The sequence below is a fragment of the Leucobacter chironomi DSM 19883 genome, assembly GCF_000421845.1.
Lineage (GTDB): Bacteria > Actinomycetota > Actinomycetes > Actinomycetales > Microbacteriaceae > Leucobacter > Leucobacter chironomi.
Window position 1 is genome coordinate 186,502 of sequence record NZ_ATXU01000004.1, and the last position, 18,096, is coordinate 204,597.

The 18,096-nt window shown below is 71.7% G+C and carries 9 protein-coding genes and 1 tRNA gene; 6 read left to right on the top strand and 4 right to left on the bottom strand.

Annotated features, from left to right (window positions below):
• Positions 1 to 106: 106 nt before the first annotated feature.
• On the top strand, positions 107 to 3,298 hold the full coding sequence (locus tag H629_RS0105965) for a UrvD/REP family ATP-dependent DNA helicase (RefSeq protein ID WP_024356387.1): 3,192 nt from the start codon (positions 107 to 109) through the stop codon (positions 3,296 to 3,298).
• Positions 3,295 to 6,756 carry an ATP-dependent DNA helicase gene (locus H629_RS0105970; RefSeq protein WP_024356388.1) on the top strand — a complete coding sequence of 1,154 codons (3,462 nt, stop codon included), beginning with the start codon at positions 3,295 to 3,297 and terminating at the stop codon, positions 6,754 to 6,756. The genes H629_RS0105965 and H629_RS0105970 overlap by 4 nt, the downstream gene beginning before the upstream one ends.
• Before the next feature lie 56 nt (positions 6,757 to 6,812).
• Here the strand turns inward: H629_RS0105970 and H629_RS0105975 are convergent, their stop codons facing one another.
• Positions 6,813 to 8,075, bottom strand: a complete 1,263-nt coding sequence (locus H629_RS0105975; RefSeq protein WP_024356389.1) for a phosphotransferase — start codon at positions 8,073 to 8,075, stop codon at positions 6,813 to 6,815.
• Positions 8,076 to 8,198: 123 nt separating this feature from the next.
• Here H629_RS0105975 and nudC point away from each other — a divergent pair, with 123 nt between their 5' ends.
• Positions 8,199 to 9,287: an NAD(+) diphosphatase gene (nudC, locus tag H629_RS0105980; protein WP_024356390.1), complete on the top strand. Its 1,089-nt coding sequence runs from the start codon at positions 8,199 to 8,201 to the stop codon at positions 9,285 to 9,287.
• Positions 9,277 to 10,959 (top strand): ATP-dependent helicase, encoded by a 1,683-nt coding sequence (locus tag H629_RS0105985; RefSeq protein WP_024356391.1) that lies wholly within the window; start codon positions 9,277 to 9,279, stop codon positions 10,957 to 10,959. Before nudC ends, H629_RS0105985 begins: the two co-directional genes overlap by 11 nt.
• On the opposite strand, the gene H629_RS0105990 is transcribed toward H629_RS0105985, so the two are convergent.
• A complete protein-coding gene (locus H629_RS0105990; protein WP_024356392.1) occupies positions 10,931 to 11,785 on the bottom strand; it encodes a hypothetical protein in 855 nt (284 codons plus the stop codon). The two genes, H629_RS0105985 and H629_RS0105990, sit on opposite strands and share 29 nt — an antisense overlap.
• A gap of 192 nt (positions 11,786 to 11,977) precedes the next feature.
• Positions 11,978 to 13,375, bottom strand: a complete 1,398-nt coding sequence (locus H629_RS0105995; RefSeq protein WP_024356393.1) for a zinc-dependent metalloprotease — start codon at positions 13,373 to 13,375, stop codon at positions 11,978 to 11,980.
• 142 nt (positions 13,376 to 13,517) lie between these two features.
• Between H629_RS0105995 and H629_RS0106000 the strand changes: the two genes are divergently transcribed.
• A complete protein-coding gene (locus H629_RS0106000) occupies positions 13,518 to 14,600 on the top strand; it encodes a YlbL family protein (protein WP_024356394.1) in 1,083 nt (360 codons plus the stop codon).
• A gap of 98 nt (positions 14,601 to 14,698) precedes the next feature.
• Positions 14,699 to 17,716, top strand: coding sequence for a UPF0182 family membrane protein (locus tag H629_RS0106005; RefSeq protein ID WP_024356395.1), 3,018 nt, complete (start codon positions 14,699 to 14,701; stop codon positions 17,714 to 17,716).
• 295 nt (positions 17,717 to 18,011) lie between these two features.
• On the opposite strand, the gene H629_RS0106010 is transcribed toward H629_RS0106005, so the two are convergent.
• Positions 18,012 to 18,085, bottom strand: a tRNA-Met gene (locus H629_RS0106010).
• Positions 18,086 to 18,096: the final 11 nt, after the last annotated feature.

Here is an 18,096-nt window from a genome sequence, read left to right on the forward strand (position 1 = left end):
GTTTCGCGGGGGCGCGAGCAGCCACACGGGTGACCTCGATGCGATTGCGGCGACCCGGTGACGGCGCGCGGCGAAGAATGTCCGAGGTGGTCGATAGGGTGATCGCATGTTCTCCTTCGACCCGTCGCAGCAGGCCGTCCTGGCCCTCGATCCCGGCCGCCACGCGCGCGTGCTGGGTGCGCCGGGAACGGGCAAGACGACAGTGCTGATCGAGGCGTTCGCGCGCGTCATCGGCCGTGACGGCTGGGATGAGGATCACGCGCTGGTCGTGGCCCCGAACCGCCTGGTGGCGAGCGAGCTGCGAGGGCGGGTCGAGCGCCGTGCGGGGCGCGCGATCGGCGGCACGCCCGTGCGCACCGCGACCTCACTCGCCTTCGCAGTGCTCGCCCGCGCTGCGGCCGTCGAGGGACGCCCGGCCCCGCGCCTGCTCACCGGCACCGCCCAGGATGAGGCGATCGCCGAGACGATCGAGCGGGGGCTCGCCGGGGCTGCGGGGATCTCGGGGCTCGTGCCCGAGGTGCTGCAGAGTCCAGCGTTCCGCGCCGAGCTGCGCGAGCTGTGGCGCATCGTCGATGACTTCGACCTTCGACCCACGGAGTTCGCCGCTCGGCTGCGCGAGATGCGGGGCAGCGCCGGCGGCGAGGCGCAGACGCGGATGCCCGCGCCCGAGACGCTCGATCGCTGGTGCGAGGGCCTCGATCTCATCGCGGCCGTCGACGAACGCCTGGCCCGTGAGCGGCCTGGAGAGCTGAGCTCGAGCGCGCTCCTGCGCGCGGCCGCGGCGGCCGTGCGTTCGAGCGGCGCTGCACGCGACGGCGGGCCGGCCGAACCGGGCACCTTCCCGGTGCCGCGGCTGCTGCTCGTCGACGATGCGCAGGAGCTCGGTGAGGGCGAGCTCGCCCTGCTCGCCGCCTGTGCGAGCGCGGGCAGCCGAGTGTGGGCCTTCGGCGACCCCGATGAAGCGACCGGGGCATTCCACGGCGAGCGCACCGCGGTGCTCGCCCGGCTCGGCGACGAACTGCGGAGGCGCGGCGCGGCCGACGGGCCGGAGCAGTGCACCGTGCTGCGCACGGCGCACCGTCAGGGCGCGGGGCTGCGCGGCTTCGTGCGGCACCTCACCGACCGGGTCGGTGCGGCGGGAACGGGGGAACAGCGGGCAGCCCAGGGCGCGACCGAGGATCCCGGAACGGTGGAGTTCGCGGTGGTGGGGTCGCCCGCCGAGCAGCTGGGGGTGATCGCGCACCGGTTGCGCGCACGCCACCTCGGGCTGGATGCCCGCGCCCGCACGAACTGGAACGAGATGGCGGTCGTCTGCCGCAGCCGAGCGGAAGCGCTGCGCGTCTCGCGGGCGCTCGCCGCCCACCAGGTGCCCACCGGGGTCGCGGCGGGCGGCATCGTGCTGCGAGAGCACCAGATCGTGCGCGAACTCGTGCGGCTGCTGCAGCATGCCCTCGGACTGTCCCCACTCACCGGCGACCAGGTGCTGCAGCTCGCGGGGGGCACGATCGGGGGCCTCGATCCGGTGGCGATCCGGCGGCTGCGGGGTGCGCTGCTCATGCAGGAGCGGCGAGACGCCCGCGCCGAACAGCGAGAGCCCGGCGAGATCGGCGAGATCGTGCTCGAAGCCTTCACCCGCCCGGGAGACACCCCGTTGATCGACAGCTCGGGCGGGCGGGCGCTGCGCCGCATTGGCCTCCTCGCCGCCGCGGCGGTGCGGGTGCGCGAGGCTGGCGGCACGCCCCGTGAGACGCTCTGGGCACTGTGGGAGGGCACTCGCCTGGCAGCGCGGTGGCAGAGCGACGCTCTCGACGGACGCGGGGTGCGAGCCGACGAGGCGCATCGCTCGCTCGACGCGGTGATGGGTCTGTTCTTCGCCCTGCAGCGCCATGAAGAGCAGGACAGCGACCAGCCGATCGGGGAGCTGCTCGACGAACTGCTCCTCAGCGCCGTGCCCGAGGACTCGCTCGCGCAGCGCAGCGAGCGAGCCGCGGTCACCGTCACCACCCCCCAGGGCGCGATCGGCCGCGAGTTCTCCGTGCTCGCGGTCATCGGTGTGCAAGACGGAGCGTGGCCCAATCTCCGCGCGCGCGGATCACTGCTCGGAACGGCGGCGCTCGAGCGCTGGCTGCGCGGGGCGGAGGCGATTCCGCCCTCCCGCAAAGACACGATGCACGACGAGCTGCGCCTCTTCGTGCACAGCTGTGCGCGAGCACGCGACGAGCTGCTGGTCGTGGCGGTCTCCGACGACGACCAGCACCCGAGCCCGTTCTTCGGCCTCGGCCGCGAGCACCGCTGCGACGGCCTGCCCAGCAGCCGACTCACGCTGCGCGGATCGGTGGCGGAGATGAGACGGCGGATCACGCTCGACCCGGACGATGCCGAGGCGATGCGCGCGCTCGTCGCACTCGCCCGCGAATCCGCGCCCGGCGCCCGGCCCGCCGAGTGGTACGGCGTGCTGCCGCCCAGCACCACGGCCCCGCTGTTCGACCTGGGCGACCCGGAGACCACCGTGCCGGTCAGCCCCTCGCAGCTCGAACGCGCAGAGACCTGCCCGCTCGATTGGGCCATCGCGAGTCTCGGAGGCGGCACCGGCAACCTGCAGGCCAGCCTCGGCACGCTCGTGCATCACGCGTTGGAGACCGCGCAGAGCCCCGATGCCGAAGCGATGCTCGACGCGGTGAAGGCCGAATGGGCCAAACTGCCCTTCGACGCCGAGTGGGAGTCGGAGCGCGCCGAACGGCTCGCCCGCGCCATGACCGAGAGCCTTGCCGCCTACCTGCGATCCTTCGACGCCTCGGAGCGCCGCCTGCTCGGGCGCGAGACGCCGTTCTCGATCCCGATCGACCGGGCCGTGCTGCGGGGCATGGCCGACCGGCTCGAAGCGGTGGAACGCCCCGACGGCGAGACCGAGGTGACCGTGCTCGACCTGAAGACGGGGCGCACACCGCCGAGCAAGGCCGCGGCGGAAGAGCACGCACAGCTGCAGGCCTACCAGCTGGGGGTGGCGCGCGGGGCCTTCGATCTCCCCGACGCGGCAGCGATGCCCGCCCATGCGCACAGCGGCGGCGCCCGGCTCCTCTACGTGCACCCCGACGCCACCAAGCGGGCCGACTACATCGAACGGATGCAGCAGCCCATCACTGCAGAAGCGACGGAGCTGCTGCAGCAGCGCGTCGTCGACGTGGCGGACATCATGGCCTCCGGCGAGTTCACCGCCCGCGTCGAGCACCACTGCTCCGACCCGCACCAGCCCGGCGAATGCCGGCTGCACATCATTCCGGCGGTGAGCCGCGCATGAACCGTCACCACCCGATGCCCGCGCACCGCGAGGCCCCCGTGTTCTCCGCCTCGCGCATCGCCGAAATCCTGGCCGTGCCCCCCAAGCCGGCCCTCACCCCCACCGCCGAGCAGCGGGCGGTGATCGAGCACCCCCTCGGAGGCAGCGCGCTGGTGGTGGCCGGGGCCGGCAGCGGGAAGACCGAGACGATGGCGAATCGAGTGGTCTGGCTCGTCGCGAACGGCCTCATCGAACCCGACCAGGTGCTCGGGCTCACCTTCACGCGCAAGGCCGCCGGTGAACTCCGCGAACGCATCTCGGGCAGGATCGACGCGTTCGTCGAACGGCTTCGCGACGCCGCCGAACGCGGCGCGCTCTCGACCGACGAGGCCCGGCGGGCGGCCCTGCTCTCCGAACAGCTCTCCGATGGCCTAGACATCCCAGACGTGAGTACCTATAACTCCTTCGCGGCGCGCGTGCTCCAGGAGTTCGGCGCCGCCGCCGGTGTCGCGCCCGGTGCCGCGATCATCGACGAGGCGACGGCTTGGCGCATCGCGCGCGAGACGGTGATCGCGAGCCGCGACCCTGAACTCGCCACGAGCGAGCTCAGCCTGCCGCAGCTCGTCCGCCACCTGCTCAACCTCGACCACGCCGTCTCGGACCACCTCACCTCGCTCGACCGCGTCGATCGCGTCGTCGAGGAGTTCGGCCGTGCGATCCATTTGCCCTACAACGAGAAGGAGCTCGGCGGCGAGCCCAGCGGCAAGGTGTACGCACCGGTGCGCGACGCGGTCGCGAGCCTCGCCGAGACCCCCCTCATCACCCGCCTCGCGCGGGAGTACTCGGCCGAGAAGCAGCGCCGCGGCGTCATCGAGTTCTCCGACCAGCTCGCGCTCGCCGCGCTCGCCCTCGAACGCTCCGGCGACGCCGTCGCGGTGCTGCGGCGCCGGCATCGGGCGGTGCTGCTCGACGAGGTGCAGGACACCTCGGTGGGCCAGACGCGGTTCCTCTCGCGCATCTTCGCGGGCGGCTCCGTCATGGCCGTGGGAGACCCGCACCAGTCGATCTACGGGTGGCGAGGCGCCTCTGCCGAGGGCCTGCAGTCGTTCCACGCCGACTTCCGGGGCCGCGGCCCCGCGGGCAGCACGCCCCCCGCGACACTCAACCTCTCCACGAGCTGGCGCAACCCCGACCGCGTGCTCGACGCCGCGAACGTCATCGCCGCGCCCCTCTCCGCCGACGCCGCGATCGACGTGCCGAAGTTGGCCCCGCGTCCCGGTGCCGCCCGCGGCAGCATCGAGTGGCGTTACCCCGAGACCGCCCATGAGGAGCGCGCCCTGGTGGCCGCGTGGATGCGCGAGGCGCGCGATGCGCACCTCGCCGAACACGGCGAGCCGCCCACGGCCGCTCTCATCTTCCGCAAGCGCAGCCCCATGGCCGCCTTCTCCGCCGCGCTCGACGACGCCGGCGTGCCCAACCGAATCATCGGTCTCGGCGGGTTGCTCACCACACCCGAGGTCACCGACGTCGTGAGTACCCTGCGCTGCGTCTGGTACGCCGACGCGGGGAGCGATCTCATCCGGCTGCTCGCCGGCCCGCGCTTCCGCCTCGGCGTCGCCGATCTCGCCGGATTGCGCGACGCGGCCCGGTGGTTCGCGCAGCGCGACGTCTCGCAGCAGCTCCTCAGCGACGAGGACCGTGCCGACGACAGCGTGCTGCCTGACCCCGACCGCCGCTTCACGCTCATCGATGCCCTCGACCAGATCGCGACGATGCGGATCCTCGACCACTCGGCGCTGCGGGGGATCAGCGAGATCGGCCGCGAACGGCTGCGCGACGCGGGTCGCATGCTCGCCAAGTTGCGGCAGGGCGTCGGCGGCAGCATTCCCGAACTCATCGGGGCGACCGTGCAGGCGCTGCGGCTCGATATCGAACTCGACGCCAACGAGGCGCGCGAGCACGCCGGCAGTTCGGCGGCCCACGCCAACCTCGACATCTTCACCGAGCTGGTCGAAGGGTATCTCGCCGTCGACAGCCGGGGTACGCTCGCCTCGCTGCTCGAGTGGGTCGAGCGGGCGGTCGAAGCCGACGAGACCGCTGAGCACGTCGCCGCTCCCGCCCCGGGAACGGTGCAGCTCATCACAGCGCACGGGTCCAAAGGCCTGGAGTGGGATCTCGTCGCCGTCCCGCGTCTCGTCACGGGCGAGTTCCCCGGCACCCCCCGCAGCGGTGCCGGGTGGTTGCGCACCGGCGAACTGCCCGACGAGCTGCGGGGCGACGCAGCCGCGCGGCCCGAACTGAACTGGCGCATCGCGGCGACGCAGCAGGAGCTGCGCGACCGCATCGCCGTCTACCGGGAGCAGCTGAAGGAACGGCATCAGGAAGAGGAGCGCAGGCTCGCCTACGTCGCGGTGACCCGATCCGCGAGCCGGCTGCTGCTCAGCGGTTCCTTCTGGGGCGGCCAGACCCGGCCGCGGACCCCCTCGCCCTACCTGCTCGAACTGCAGCAGGCCGGCCTCATCGTCGGGCTCCCGGAGCAGAGCGCTCACGAGAGCGACCCCAGCGAACTCGCCGAACTCACACTGCAGTGGCCGCTCGACCCACTGGGTTCCCGCGGTCCCGCCGTGCTGCGGGCCGCCGATGCGGTGAATCGCGCTCTGGGCGCGGAAGACGCGCACCCCGATCCGCTCGGAGATCCGGAACTCCACCCGACCGTTCGGCTGCTGCTCGCCGAGCGGCGCGCCTCGCGGAGCGGATCGGTCCACCCCGCGGTCTCGACCTCCGGAACGGACGACGCACTCGGCGCTTCATCGGCCGAGCTGCCCGAGCGCATCACCGCATCGACATTCCACGAGTTCATCGAGGATCCGGAGCTCGCTGAGCGCCGCCGACTCCGCCCCGTACCCCAGCGCCCCTACCGGCGCACCCGAATCGGCAACCGCTTCCACGAGTGGGTCGAGCGGCGAGCCACGACAGCGCGGGGCACCGCACTGGCCCTCACCGGCCTCGACCTCGAAGGGTGGGACCCCGAGCTGACCGAGTTCGAGGGCGAAGCCGAGCTGCGGCCCCTCATCGAGCAGTTCGAGCAGTCGCGATGGGCGCAGCTGCAGCCCATCGCCGTCGAGCAGGAGGTCACTCTGCCCTTCGCCGGGCGCACCCTCGTCTGCAAACTCGACGCCGTGTACCGCGTGCCCGGCGAGGCCGACGCGCCCGATCGATTCGAGATCGTCGACTGGAAGGCCGGGCGATCGCCCGGCACCGATGCCGAGCGCGAGAGCCGGTTCTTCCAGCTCGACCTCTACCGGCACGCCTATGCCCAGTGGGCCGGCATCGAACCCGAGCGCATCGACGTCTCGCTGTTCTACGTCGCCGAGGGCGTCGAACTCACCGGCAGTCGACCGCGAAGCCTGCGAGAACTCGAAGAGATCTGGGGCTCAGCGGCCGCCCGCCTGCGCGCGGGGGATGACGGGGGTCACTGATGCGGACAGGCTCGGCATGCCGCGCGAGCCTGGCGCGGGGGACACCGGGAGCGGCCTCAGCGTGTCGGGGGCTCCGGCAACTCGTCGGCGTCGATCGGCTCCGTCAGCTGCTCCGCGAGCGGCTCGGTCAGGTGCTCCGAGCGATCCGCGCCAGTCCGGCCAACAGGCTCCTCCGCGAGCGCACCATCGGCGCCGTCGCTCGGTTCGCTCGCACGCGCGGCGTCGGCGCCGTCGTTCGCGTTCTCGTCGAGCGGCTCGATGAAGTCGGTGTCGACCCCGAACATGCGATCCTCGTCCAGCGCCTCGTACGCGGCCGTGTCCGAGAGATGATCCACCACCTCCGGCGTCTCCTCCAGCAGTGCAGATACCTCCGACTCATCGAGCGGCGACCGGTGCTGGGCGGCGAAGAACGCCGCTCCGAGCGGTCCCGTCGAACCCACCATGCGATCGAGCATCCCGACGGCGTCGTCGATCACGGCCTGGTCGTGCGACTCCACGCCGTGCAGCAGCCAGCGGGCGACCTCCAGCTCGTGGTAGAGCGCAGCTCGCACCCGCAGATGCGAGAGCGAACCCGTGTTGCGGTGCTGCGCATACCTCGCGAGCACCGCGTCGAGCACGTCCGATCCGGCCGCCAGCAGCCAGGCGAGATCACCGGCAGGATCGCCGACGGAGAGCTCGGACCAGCCCAGCACGCCGGTGATCCGCTCGTCCTCGACGAGCAACTGCTCGGCGTCGAGCGATCCGTGCACGACTGTCGGCGTGAAATCCCAGATCTCCGCGGTCTCCACCGCCTGCTGCCAGCGACGCAGCACCGTCTCCGGCAGCAGGCGGGTCGCCTCCGCCCGGTCGATGAGGCGCGTGGCGAGCAGCCGGAGATCCTGCGCACTGCGGATGGGCAGGCCGCCGTGCTGCGCCACGCTCGGCGGGAGGTCGTGCACGGCGCCGATCACCTCGGCGATCGGCTGCAGCAGCCGCGCGTCGTCGGCGAGATCCTCGGCCTCGAAGTGCGAGCCCGCGAGCATCGTGGACACCACGGCCCGTGTGTCGCCGGCGCGCGTCATGCCGAGCGTCTCGGGCACCGCGAACGGCAGACGGCTGCGGGATCCCTCGGTGAGCGCGGCGAGCCCCAGCAGCTCCGCCGACTGCTGCACCTCGGCGGCCTGCGTACGCGGCACCCGCACGAGCAGTTCGGCGTCCTCGCTCGCGACGACGGCGGAGGCGAAGCTCTCATCGCCCTCGTGCCCGCGCACCCCGAAGACCACGAGGCCCGGTACGGCCGAAGTCGCGAGCGCGGCTAGAGTGAAGGGAATGGTGGCCATGTATTCAGGGTATGCACGTGAGCGGACTCCGAGGCCGCGCCACGCGCACCGCACGCCACACCGGGCGCAACTTCGGGAGGCCGTGATGCGGCCCCTCGCGGCCCCCGCACGAGAGGAGACCCGATGATCACCGATCACCCGCCGCTCGCGGGGAGCGCCCTCGACCGCGATGCCGAGACCCGCGCCGAATTCGGGCTCCTGCGCGACGCTTGGAACGATCCGGCGGCGAGGCTCCTGCGACTGCGCGGCGTCGAGATCCCGGTCGTCGACGGCCAGGACGGGCCTGGGCTGCGGCTCGCGCTGATCCCCACCGCCGGCGAGTTCGAGACCGCGGATGCGGATCAGGCCGCCCGTCATCTCTTCCTCGGCCGTGCGCACGGTTCTCCCGTCTTCGCGCTCGCGGTTGCGGCGCACCCCGCCGCCGACGTCGCTCGCGACGGGGCGCCGCACGCCGCCGGAGCCGCCGACGGCGTCGGCGGCGGATCGGGCCTGCCCGCCGGCGAGCGGTGGTGCCATCCTTTCGAGATCGCCGATCGGCTGCCCGAGGCGGAGCGCGAGATGATCGCCGTCGCCTCCGCCCTCGTGCGCTGGCATGAATCGGCGCGGTTCTCGTCGCGCGACGGTAGCCTCACCGAACCTGCGCTCGGCGGCTGGATGCGACGCGACGCGCACGGCGGCGAGCACTTCCCGCGCACCGATCCGGCCGTGATCGTGCTCGTCGAGCACGAGGGCCGCGTGCTGCTCGGCTCGAACGCGCTCTGGGAGAGCGGCCGCTTCTCGCTGCTCGCCGGATTCGTGGAAGCAGGGGAGTCGCTCGAGCAGACGGTCGTGCGAGAGGTGCTCGAGGAGTCGGGGGTGCGCTTGGGCGAGGTGGAGTATGTCGCGTCGCAGCCGTGGCCGTTCCCGCGCTCGCTCATGCTGGGCTTCCGCGCCCGGCTTGCGCCCGGGGCGGATCCGAACGAACTGCACCCCGACCCCGAGGAGATCTCGGAGCTGCGGTGGTTCACCCGCGAGGAACTGCGCAACCCCGCCCCCGGAATTATCCTGCCGATGCCGCTCTCGATCGCGCGCTGGCTGATCGACCGCTGGGTCGCTGAGGGCGACCCCGACGCTGCGCCGTCGAGGCACGATCGTGATCGCGCGGTCTCCGGCGCCGTCTCCGAGGAGGACAAGACCGCCGTCACCCTTGCGGAGAGCGCGCATGGCGAGTGACGCCGATCCCATCCTCGAGGCGCTCGACCCGGAGCAGCGGGAGATCGCGGAGAGCCTGCGCGGCCCGGTCGCGGTCCTCGCCGGGGCGGGCACCGGTAAGACCCGCGCGATCACGCATCGCATCGCCCATGGCGTGCGCAGCGGGGTGTACGCACCCGAGCGGGTGCTCGCCGTGACGTTCACCCGTAAGGCGGCGGGCGAACTGCAAGGGCGTCTGCGAGGGCTGGGAGCCGACGGGGTGCGCGCGCAGACGTTCCACGGTGCGGCGCTCGCCCAGCTGGGACACTTCTGGCCGCAACTCGTCGGGGGTACCGCGCCGAAGGTGCTGCCCGGCAAGGTCGCGGCGCTCTCTCAGGCGGTCGAGGGCATGGGGGTGCGGATCGGCGGCGAGGCCCTGCGCGACGTCGCGTCGGAGATCGAGTGGCGCAAGACGTCGATGCTGAGCATCGACGGCTACGCCGAACGAGTGCAGGACCGGCCCCTGCCGATGGGGCTCACCGCCGAGCAGCTCGTCGATCTGCACCGGGCCTACGGGGCGCTGCTCGAGGAGCGGAGGCAGATCGACTTCGAAGACGTGCTCGTGCTGCTCACCGGCATGCTCGAGGCCGAGCCGCTCGCCGCACTGCAGGTGCGGGAGCGCTACCGCTTCTTCACCGTGGACGAGTTCCAGGACGTGTCCCCGCTGCAGCACGCGCTGCTGCGGGTGTGGCTCGGAGACCGGGACGACCTCTGCGTGGTGGGCGACGCGAGCCAGACCATCTACTCCTTCGCGGGCGCCTCGAGCTCGTACCTGCTGCGCTTCGGCGCCGAGTACCCGCACGCGCGCGAGATCAGGCTCGAGCGCAACTACCGTTCGACGGAGCCGGTCGTGCGGCTCGCCAACCGGCTCATGCGGGATCGGCCCGGTGCGCTCACGCTGCGGGCGACCCGCGAGCGCACGGAGGCGGCTCCGCCCACCTTCGAGTGGTTCGGCAGCGAGCACGACGAGGCCGCCGCGGTGGCGGATTCCATCGCCGACGCGCTGAAGCGGGGCACTCCGGCCTCCGAGATCGCGATCCTCTACCGCACGAACGCGCAGTCCGCCCGCTTCGAGGAGGCGCTGCAACGGCGAGGGGTCAGTGTGCGCGTGCACGGGGCGCAGCGCTTCTTCGAGCGTGCCGACGTGCGCCAGGCGGTGATGCTCATCAGGGGAGAGGCGAAGGTCGCGGACTCGCGGCCGCTGTTCCAGATCGTCAGCGATGTGCTGCGCGCCGGCGGATGGACCGGGAAGGCCCCCGAGGGCGCCGCCGCGCGCGAGCGCTGGGAGGCGCTCAGCGCGCTGCTCGCGCTCGTGGACGAGATGCCGCCTGGCACGGGGATCCGCGAGTTCAGCGAGGAGCTGCTCGCCCGGCAGCGCACTCAGCATGAGCCGACACTCGAAGCGGTCACGCTCAGCGCCATCCACGCGGCCAAGGGTCTCGAGTGGTCGATGGTGCACGTCGTCGGGATGAGCGAGGGCCTGCTGCCGATCGCCCACGCCGATGACGAAGCGGCCATCGACGAGGAGCGGCGGCTCGCCTACGTCGCCTTCACCCGGGCGCGCGATGTGCTGCGGCTCTCCGGGGTGGGCGGCGGAGCGCGCGCGCCGCGGCAGCCGTCGCGGTTCATCTCGGAGGCCGGTCTGCTGGCGTGATCGGCCCGCACGCGCACTCGGGGTGCGCGGCGACCCGCGTGAGCCGGGGCGCACCGCTGACCTGACCCTGGCGCATGGGGATCACCGCTCGCGTCGAGTGCGCCGATGCGTCGCCCGCGCGCCAGCGGCTGATGAGCATCGTGGCGAAGGCCGCCGCCATGTGCGCGCCGGCGGCGGTCTCGGTGCGCGGCTTCGAGCCGTGGAGCTGCGCGGCGAGCACCGGGTAGGCGGGATCCTCTGCGAGCAGGGTCAGCGCGCAGCAGGTGTGACAGGGGGCTCCGTCTTCGGAGACGAGCGGGCCCACCAGGATCGCGCGGTCGGTGAACCGGATGAGCAGGTGGGGCACCGCGAGGCTCAGCCACCGCTGCGCCCGCTCGAGCGGTTCGAGGAACCGTTCGACGTGCACCACGAGCTCGTACGCCTCGTCGGTTTCCGGCGGCGCGTCGAGCGTGCAGAGGCCGGCCGCGGTCAGCGCGTCGCGCAGCGCGGGGACCTCGCGCCCGTCGTCGCAGAGCAGTGCGCGCAGGACCTGCTGAGAGGGACCCGCCGTGCAGCCCGGTTCGGTCGGCGCCGGCACCGACTCGAGCGCGGGCGAGAGCGCCGAGAGCACCGCCCGAGTCTCCTGCGGGGTGGCGCCCAGACGGCGCGCCTCTTGCGACATGCGCTGGGGCGGAATCCCGGCGACGAGCGCGCCGATGAGGCGCTGCACGCCCGCGCTCGGGTGGTGCACCCGGGCCTCGGCGCGTTCGAAGCCGACGCGCAGGGTGTCTGGATCCTCCCAGCAGAGCGGAAGGTCGGAGCGGATGCGGGTGATCGTGTCGTTCATGCCACGAGTCTGGGCCAGGTCGGATCCGCCGGAGCGGTTATCCACAGAGATCGGCCGAGATCGGAAGGACAACCGCCGAACCGATCGCCTGTGAGCGAAGTCCGGCCCGCCGCGGGACTCCCCGCTCAGGCGGAAATCACCCGCCCGGGAGAGCGGAGGCCCGCTCCGGCCGGCTCGCCCTGTACGAGCGATTCAGGCGGTGCGCCCGCGCCCGTCCTCGCCGCCCTCGTGCGGGGGCAGCTCTCCGTCGAGCAGCTGCGCCAGCGCGGTGTCGAACTCGTCGGCTTCGGCGTCGGGAGCCGCCCCCGCGAGTCCGAGCCGTTCGAGCAGCCGCGCCGGGTGGTCGAGCTCCTCGGCGGTGGGCAGCAGATCGGGGTGGGCCCACAGGCCGTCGCGGGTCGCGGCATCGCTGCGCTCCGCGACGAGCCGCCACACGGCGGCCGCATCCCGCAGTCGCCGGGGCCGCAGTTCGAGGCCCGCGAGCGCGGAGAACGCGTGTTCCGCCGGGCCGCCGGTAGCGCGCCGCCGCCGCACCATCTCGGCGATCGCATCCGCGCCGGGGATCCGCTTCGCCGCCTCCGCGGTGACCACGTCGACCCAGCCCTCGATGAGTGCGAGCATGGTCTCGAGACGCGCGTGCGCGGCCTCCTGCGCGTCCGTCTTCGGCGGAATCAGCGCGCCGTTCGAGATCAGCTCCTGGATCTGCTCCGGATGCTGCGGATCGATCTCCCGCGCCATCTCCTCGATGCGGTCGGTGTCGATCCTGATGCCGCGCGCGTAGTCCGTGATCGCCGTCAGCAGGTGCAGCCGCAGCCACTTCGTGTGGCGGAACAGGCGGGCGTGCGCGAGCTCGCGCACGGCAAGGTAGAGCGTGACCGCCTCGGCATCCTGATCCAGCCCTTCGGCGAACGCCGCGACCCCGCTCGGCAGCAGCGCTCCGCCCTCGCGGCCCGGGCCCGACAGCAGCGGGATCCCGATATCGCCGGCCGAGACGACCTCGCCCGAGATCCGCCCCACGATGGTGCCCAGCTGCACTGCGAAGAGCGCGCCGCCCACACTGCGCAGCATCGGTGTCGCGCCCTGCAGAGCCCCGTTCAGCTCATCCGGCATCTGGCTCTGCAGCGCCTCCACGAGCGCGCGCGTGATGGACTCGGCGACGGGCTCGGCCAGGCTGATCCACGTGTCGACCGACTGCTGCACCCATTCGATGCGGGTGAGCGTGCGCGGCGCATCCGGCGTCGCCCCCAGTTCCGTCGCCTCGTCGAGCCACAGCGAGGCGACGGGGAAGGCGCGCATCGCCGGCGCGGGATCGCCCGCCGGCGCACCGGCGCTCGCAACCTCGATCGCGGTGCGGCGCGCGGTCGACCAGTCGATCTCATCGCTGGGGTGCTGCATGGCCCCCTGCAGCGTGCTGAACAGGCCCTGCAGCGTCTTCGGATCGACAGGGATCCCCGCGGCCTTCGCGAACTGCTCGGCATCGAGGCCGTTCGCCCCGCCGCCGCCCTGGAGCATCTCCCGGAGGATGCGCTGCAGCTCCTCGAAGTCCTCCGGACCTCGGCCGCCGGGGTTGTCGTGGTCGCTCTCGCTCATTGCCCGTTCCTCCGCTCGTGCGTCGCCATCCACGCTACGGCACCACCGTCAGATCCGCCTGCTAGATTGGCCGTCGCTCGGCGAATCCCATTGCGCCGACTGCGAACAGGCCCGGTGCGGATCCGCCCGGCGGAGGAGACCAGTGAACGACGACCGGATCGAGCGCCGCCGCCTGCGCATCATGCTCACGATCGGCCTCATCGCGTGCGCGGTGCTGCTGGCGGCGCTGATTCCGTCGCCCTTCGCGATCGAGCGGCCCGGGCCCGTGGTGAACGTGCTCGGCGAGGTGCGGCTCGACGACGGCGATACAGGTCCCGTCATCTCGATCGACGACGCCGAGCTGTTCGAGACCGAGGGGGAGCTGAACCTGCTCACCGTCTCGATCCTCGGCGATCCCGAGCATCCGAAGAGCTGGCTGTCGCTGCTGCCCGCGCTCGTCGACCCCGCGCAGCGCATCGCCCCGGTGAGCGAGTTCTACCCCGAGGGGCTGACGGTCGAGCAGCGAGCCTCGCAGAACGCCGCCTACATGGACTCGTCGCAGATGCAGGCCGCGGCTGCCGCGTTCCGACAGATGGGGGAGCCCGTGCCGGTGGAGCTGAGCGTCGCGGCGGTGATCGAGGGCGGCCCGGCCGACGGCGTGCTGCAGGAGGGCGACGTGCTGCTCACCGCCGCCGGCGAACCCGTCGGCGATTTCGCAGCGCTGCGGGAGCGCGTGATCGCCGCCGGCGCGGGCGGCAGCTTGGTGCTCGGGATCGAACGCGACGGCCGGGCGCAGGAGGCCGTGCTCGAGCCTCAGCTCCCGCAGGGCGGGGACGAGCCCCTCATCGGGGCGTCCATCGCCTCCCAGTACGAGCTGCCGAGTGACGTCGACATCAGTCTCTCCCAGATCGGCGGCCCGAGTGCGGGCCTCGTCTTCGCGCTCGCGATCGTCGACAGGCTGACACCGGGCGCGATGCTGGACGGGCTGACCGTCAGCGCGACCGGCACCATCGACGGAGCCGGGAAAGTCGGCGCGATCGGCGGCCTGACCCAGAAGATGTGGGCGGCGGATCGGGCCGAGAGCGACCTCTTCCTCATGCCGATGGGCAACTGCGGCGATCTGCCGGACCAGCGCCCGGACGGGCTCAGGATCGCCCCCGTCGCGACGCTCGACGAGGCGATCGCCGCCGTCGAGGCCGTCGCGGAGGGGGAGGAGCCTGCGGGCGTCGAACGCTGCGGCGCCTGACGGCTCGGCGCATTGTCAGCGGCGCCCGATAGGGTGGACGGCAGCCCCCGCCCGGCGCGCCTGAGGCGCGCAATCAGGACAGGAAGAACCTCGACGACGTGACCGACCAGAACGCAGGCGCTCCGGCCGCCAGTCCACGCAGAATCTCTCCGCTCGCCATCACCGTCGTGCTGGTGGTGCTGCTGATCCTCGGCTTCCTCGCGGTCGCCGCGGTATCGGCCGAGGTGCTGTGGTACCGCCAGATCGGGTACCTGCCGGTGCTCACGACGCAGTGGATCGCGGCGGCGGTGATGTTCCTCATCGGCTTCGTCGGGATGGCCGTGCCGCTGTTCTTCGCGATCGATATCGCGTACCGCAAGCGCCCCGTCTACGCGCGCCTCACCGCCCAGCTCGATCGCTACCAGGAGCTGTTCGAACCGCTGCGACGCCTCGTGAAGTGGGCACTGCCCTCCGTCTTCGGCCTGTTCGCCGGCATCAGCACCGCCACCCAGTGGCAGCGCGCGCTGCTCTGGGTCAACAGTGAGCCCACGGGCGAGAAGGATCCGCAGTTCGGCTTCGACGTCTCGTTCTACCTCTTCGACCTGCCGATGCTGCAGGGCATCGTCGGCTTCGCGTCTGCCGTGGCGCTCATCGCCCTCATCGCGGGGGTCGCCACGAGCTACCTCTACGGCGGGATCTCGTTCTCGGGACGCGACGTGCGCGTGTCGAAGGCGACCCGCATCCAGGCCGCGGTGATCGCCACGATCTACCTGGTGCTCCAGGCCGCGAGCCTCTGGCTCGACCAGTACGCATCGCTCAGCGACAGCGGCGGCCGGTGGACGGGCGCGCTCTTCCAGGATGTGCACGCGGTGATCCCGGGCAAGCAGATCCTGGCGGGCATCGCCGTGATCGTGGCGGTGCTGTTCCTCATCACCGCGTTCACGGGCAAGTGGCGCCTGCCGGTGATCGGCACCGCGCTGTTCCTCGTGTCGAGCATCGTGCTCGGCGTGGGCTACCCCTGGGCGGTGCAGCAGTTCCAGGTGGGGCCCGACGAGAAGAGCCTCGAATCCGAGTACATCGAGCGCAACATCGAGGCCACACGCGCCGCTTACGGCATCGAGAACGTCGAGGTCGAGCGCTACGACGCCGTCACCGACGCCGAGCCCGGCGCGCTGCGCAACGATGCGGTCACCACCGCGAACATCCGCATCATCGACCCCGAGATCGTGTCGCCCACCTTCGCGCAGCTCGAGCAGATCCGCCAGTACTACCAGTTCCCGCGCTCGCTCAGCGTCGACCGCTACGAGATCGACGGCCAGGTCGAAGACGCGGTCACGGCGGTTCGCGACATCGACATCAGCGATCAGGAGGGCTGGTACAACCGCACCCTCGTCTACACGCACGGCTACGGACTGGTCGCCGCCTACGGCAACCAGCGCTCGCCGGGCGGCGAGCCCGTGTTCCTCGAGAACGGGATCCCCACCAGCGGCAAGCTCGGCGAGTTCGAGCCGCGCGTCTACTTCGGTACGAACTCGCCCGAGTACTCCATCGTGGGCGGCGAGCGGAAGCGCGCCATCGAACTCGACTACCCGGCGGACGCCGAGAGCGAGGCCGAGGCCTCCGCCGACGCCGAGGACGGAGCCGCGCCCGCCGAGGGCGAAGCCGTCGAATCCGAGACGGTCGAGGAGGACGGTGGCAACGGCCGCCAGAACATGACGACCTTCTCGGGCGACGGCGGTCCCGAGCTGAGCAACCTCTTCGCCAAGCTCATCTACGCCCTGAAGTTCCAGGACATGGAGGTGCTGCTCTCGGGCGCGGTGGTCGACGGATCGCAGATCCTCTACGACCGCGATCCGGTCGACCGCGTGCAGAAGGTCGCCCCCTACCTCACGGTGGACGGCGCCCCCTACGCCTCGGTGGTCGACGGGCGCATCGTCTGGATCATCGACGGCTACACCACCTCGGACGACTACCCCTACTCCGAGGTGACCGACATGAACGCGCTGACGGTCGACGCGGATAACGAGCGCACCGACCCGCTGCCCAAGCCGGTCAACTACATCCGAAACTCGGTGAAGGCCACGGTCGATGCCTACGACGGTTCGGTGAAGCTGTACGCCTGGGACACGGAGGATCCGCTGCTCAAGGCCTGGGGCAACATCTTCCCCGGCACGCTCGAGAACGTCTCCGAGATGAGCGGCGACCTGCTCGCCCACGTGCGCTACCCGAGCGACCTCTTCAAGGTGCAGCGCGCGATGCTCGGCGAGTACCACGTCACCGACGCCGACGCCTTCTACTCGGCCGAGGACCGCTGGCGCACGCCGAACGACCCGGTGTCGAGCGCGGGCGCCGGGGCGCAGGCGCTCGCGCAGCCGCCCTACTATCTGACACTCGCCGCGGGTGCCGACGCCGAGCCGAACTTCTCGATCTACTCGACCTACATCCCCGATCAGAAGGGCGAGGGATCGCGAGACATCCTCACCGGCTACCTCGCCGCGAACTCGAACGCGGGTTCCGACTCGGGCAAGGTCTCCGAGGAGTACGGCACGCTGAAACTGCTCACCCTCCCGAAGGGCGACCCGATCCCCGGCCCGGGCCAGGTGCAGAACAGCTTCACCACGGACAGCGAGGTGTCACGCCTGCTCAACATCCTGCGCCAGGGTGAAAGCCAGGTCATCAGCGGCAACCTGCTGACCCTGCCGGTCGGCGGCGGTCTGCTGTACGTGCAGCCGGTCTACGTGAAGGCGTCCTCGGGAACGAGCTTCCCCATCCTGCAGAAGGTGCTCGTCTCCTTCGGCGACCAGATCGCCTTCGAGGACACGCTCGATGCGGCCCTCGACGCGCTGTTCGGCGGCAACTCCGGTGCGAGCGCCGGCGACGGCGACACCACGCCGACGACCGAGGACCCGACCGACAGCGGAGACGGTGACACCGGCTCGGGCGACACCGGCGGTGACGCGGCGACCGGCGGCGGTTCAGCCGGTGGCGGCAACGCGTCGCTGGATGTCGCGCTGCGCGACATGCAGCAGGCGATTCGGGATCGCGACCAGGCGATGCAGGCGGGCGACTGGACGGCCTTCGGCGAGGCCGATGAGCGACTGCGCGCGGCGCTCGAGGCGGCGCTGGCTGCGGAGTAGCTCGGAGGAGCGTCGGCTCGCGGCCGGGGAGGGGAGTGATTCCCTCTCCGGCCGCTGTCGTTGTCGACCGGGGTCAGGTTCGGTGCCCCGATGCCGAGTGCTGCACTTCGCTCACAGGCGGTGCAGAAGACTCGGGCGAAATTGCTCAGTGACGGGAGATGGAACCGTGCTGAGGTTCCCGCTCAAGGATCTTCGCGCGCACAGGGGTGATCCGCGGCAGCAGGCCAGCGACTTCTGGGAAAGCGAAAGGCCCCTGATCTAGTGGTAAACACCTGATCAGGGGTCAATCTCATCGTTGCGGGGGCGGGATTTGAACCCACGACCTCCGGGTTATGAGCCCGGCGAGCTACCGAACTGCTCCACCCCGCGGCACAAGAATT

What these genes read in the sequence shown, in the direction of transcription:
- H629_RS0105990 (WP_024356392.1), bottom strand. Translation starts at nt 11,785, where the DNA reads ATGAACGACACGATCACCCGCATCCGCTCCGACCTTCCGCTCTGCTGG.
- H629_RS0105985 (WP_024356391.1), top strand. Translation starts at nt 9,277, where the DNA reads ATGGCGAGTGACGCCGATCCCATCCTCGAGGCGCTCGACCCGGAGCAG.
- H629_RS0105965 (WP_024356387.1), top strand. Translation starts at nt 107, where the DNA reads ATGTTCTCCTTCGACCCGTCGCAGCAGGCCGTCCTGGCCCTCGATCCC.
- H629_RS0105975 (WP_024356389.1), bottom strand. Translation starts at nt 8,075, where the DNA reads ATGGCCACCATTCCCTTCACTCTAGCCGCGCTCGCGACTTCGGCCGTA.
- H629_RS0105970 (WP_024356388.1), top strand. Translation starts at nt 3,295, where the DNA reads ATGAACCGTCACCACCCGATGCCCGCGCACCGCGAGGCCCCCGTGTTC.
- nudC (WP_024356390.1), top strand. Translation starts at nt 8,199, where the DNA reads ATGATCACCGATCACCCGCCGCTCGCGGGGAGCGCCCTCGACCGCGAT.
- H629_RS0105995 (WP_024356393.1), bottom strand. Translation starts at nt 13,375, where the DNA reads ATGAGCGAGAGCGACCACGACAACCCCGGCGGCCGAGGTCCGGAGGAC.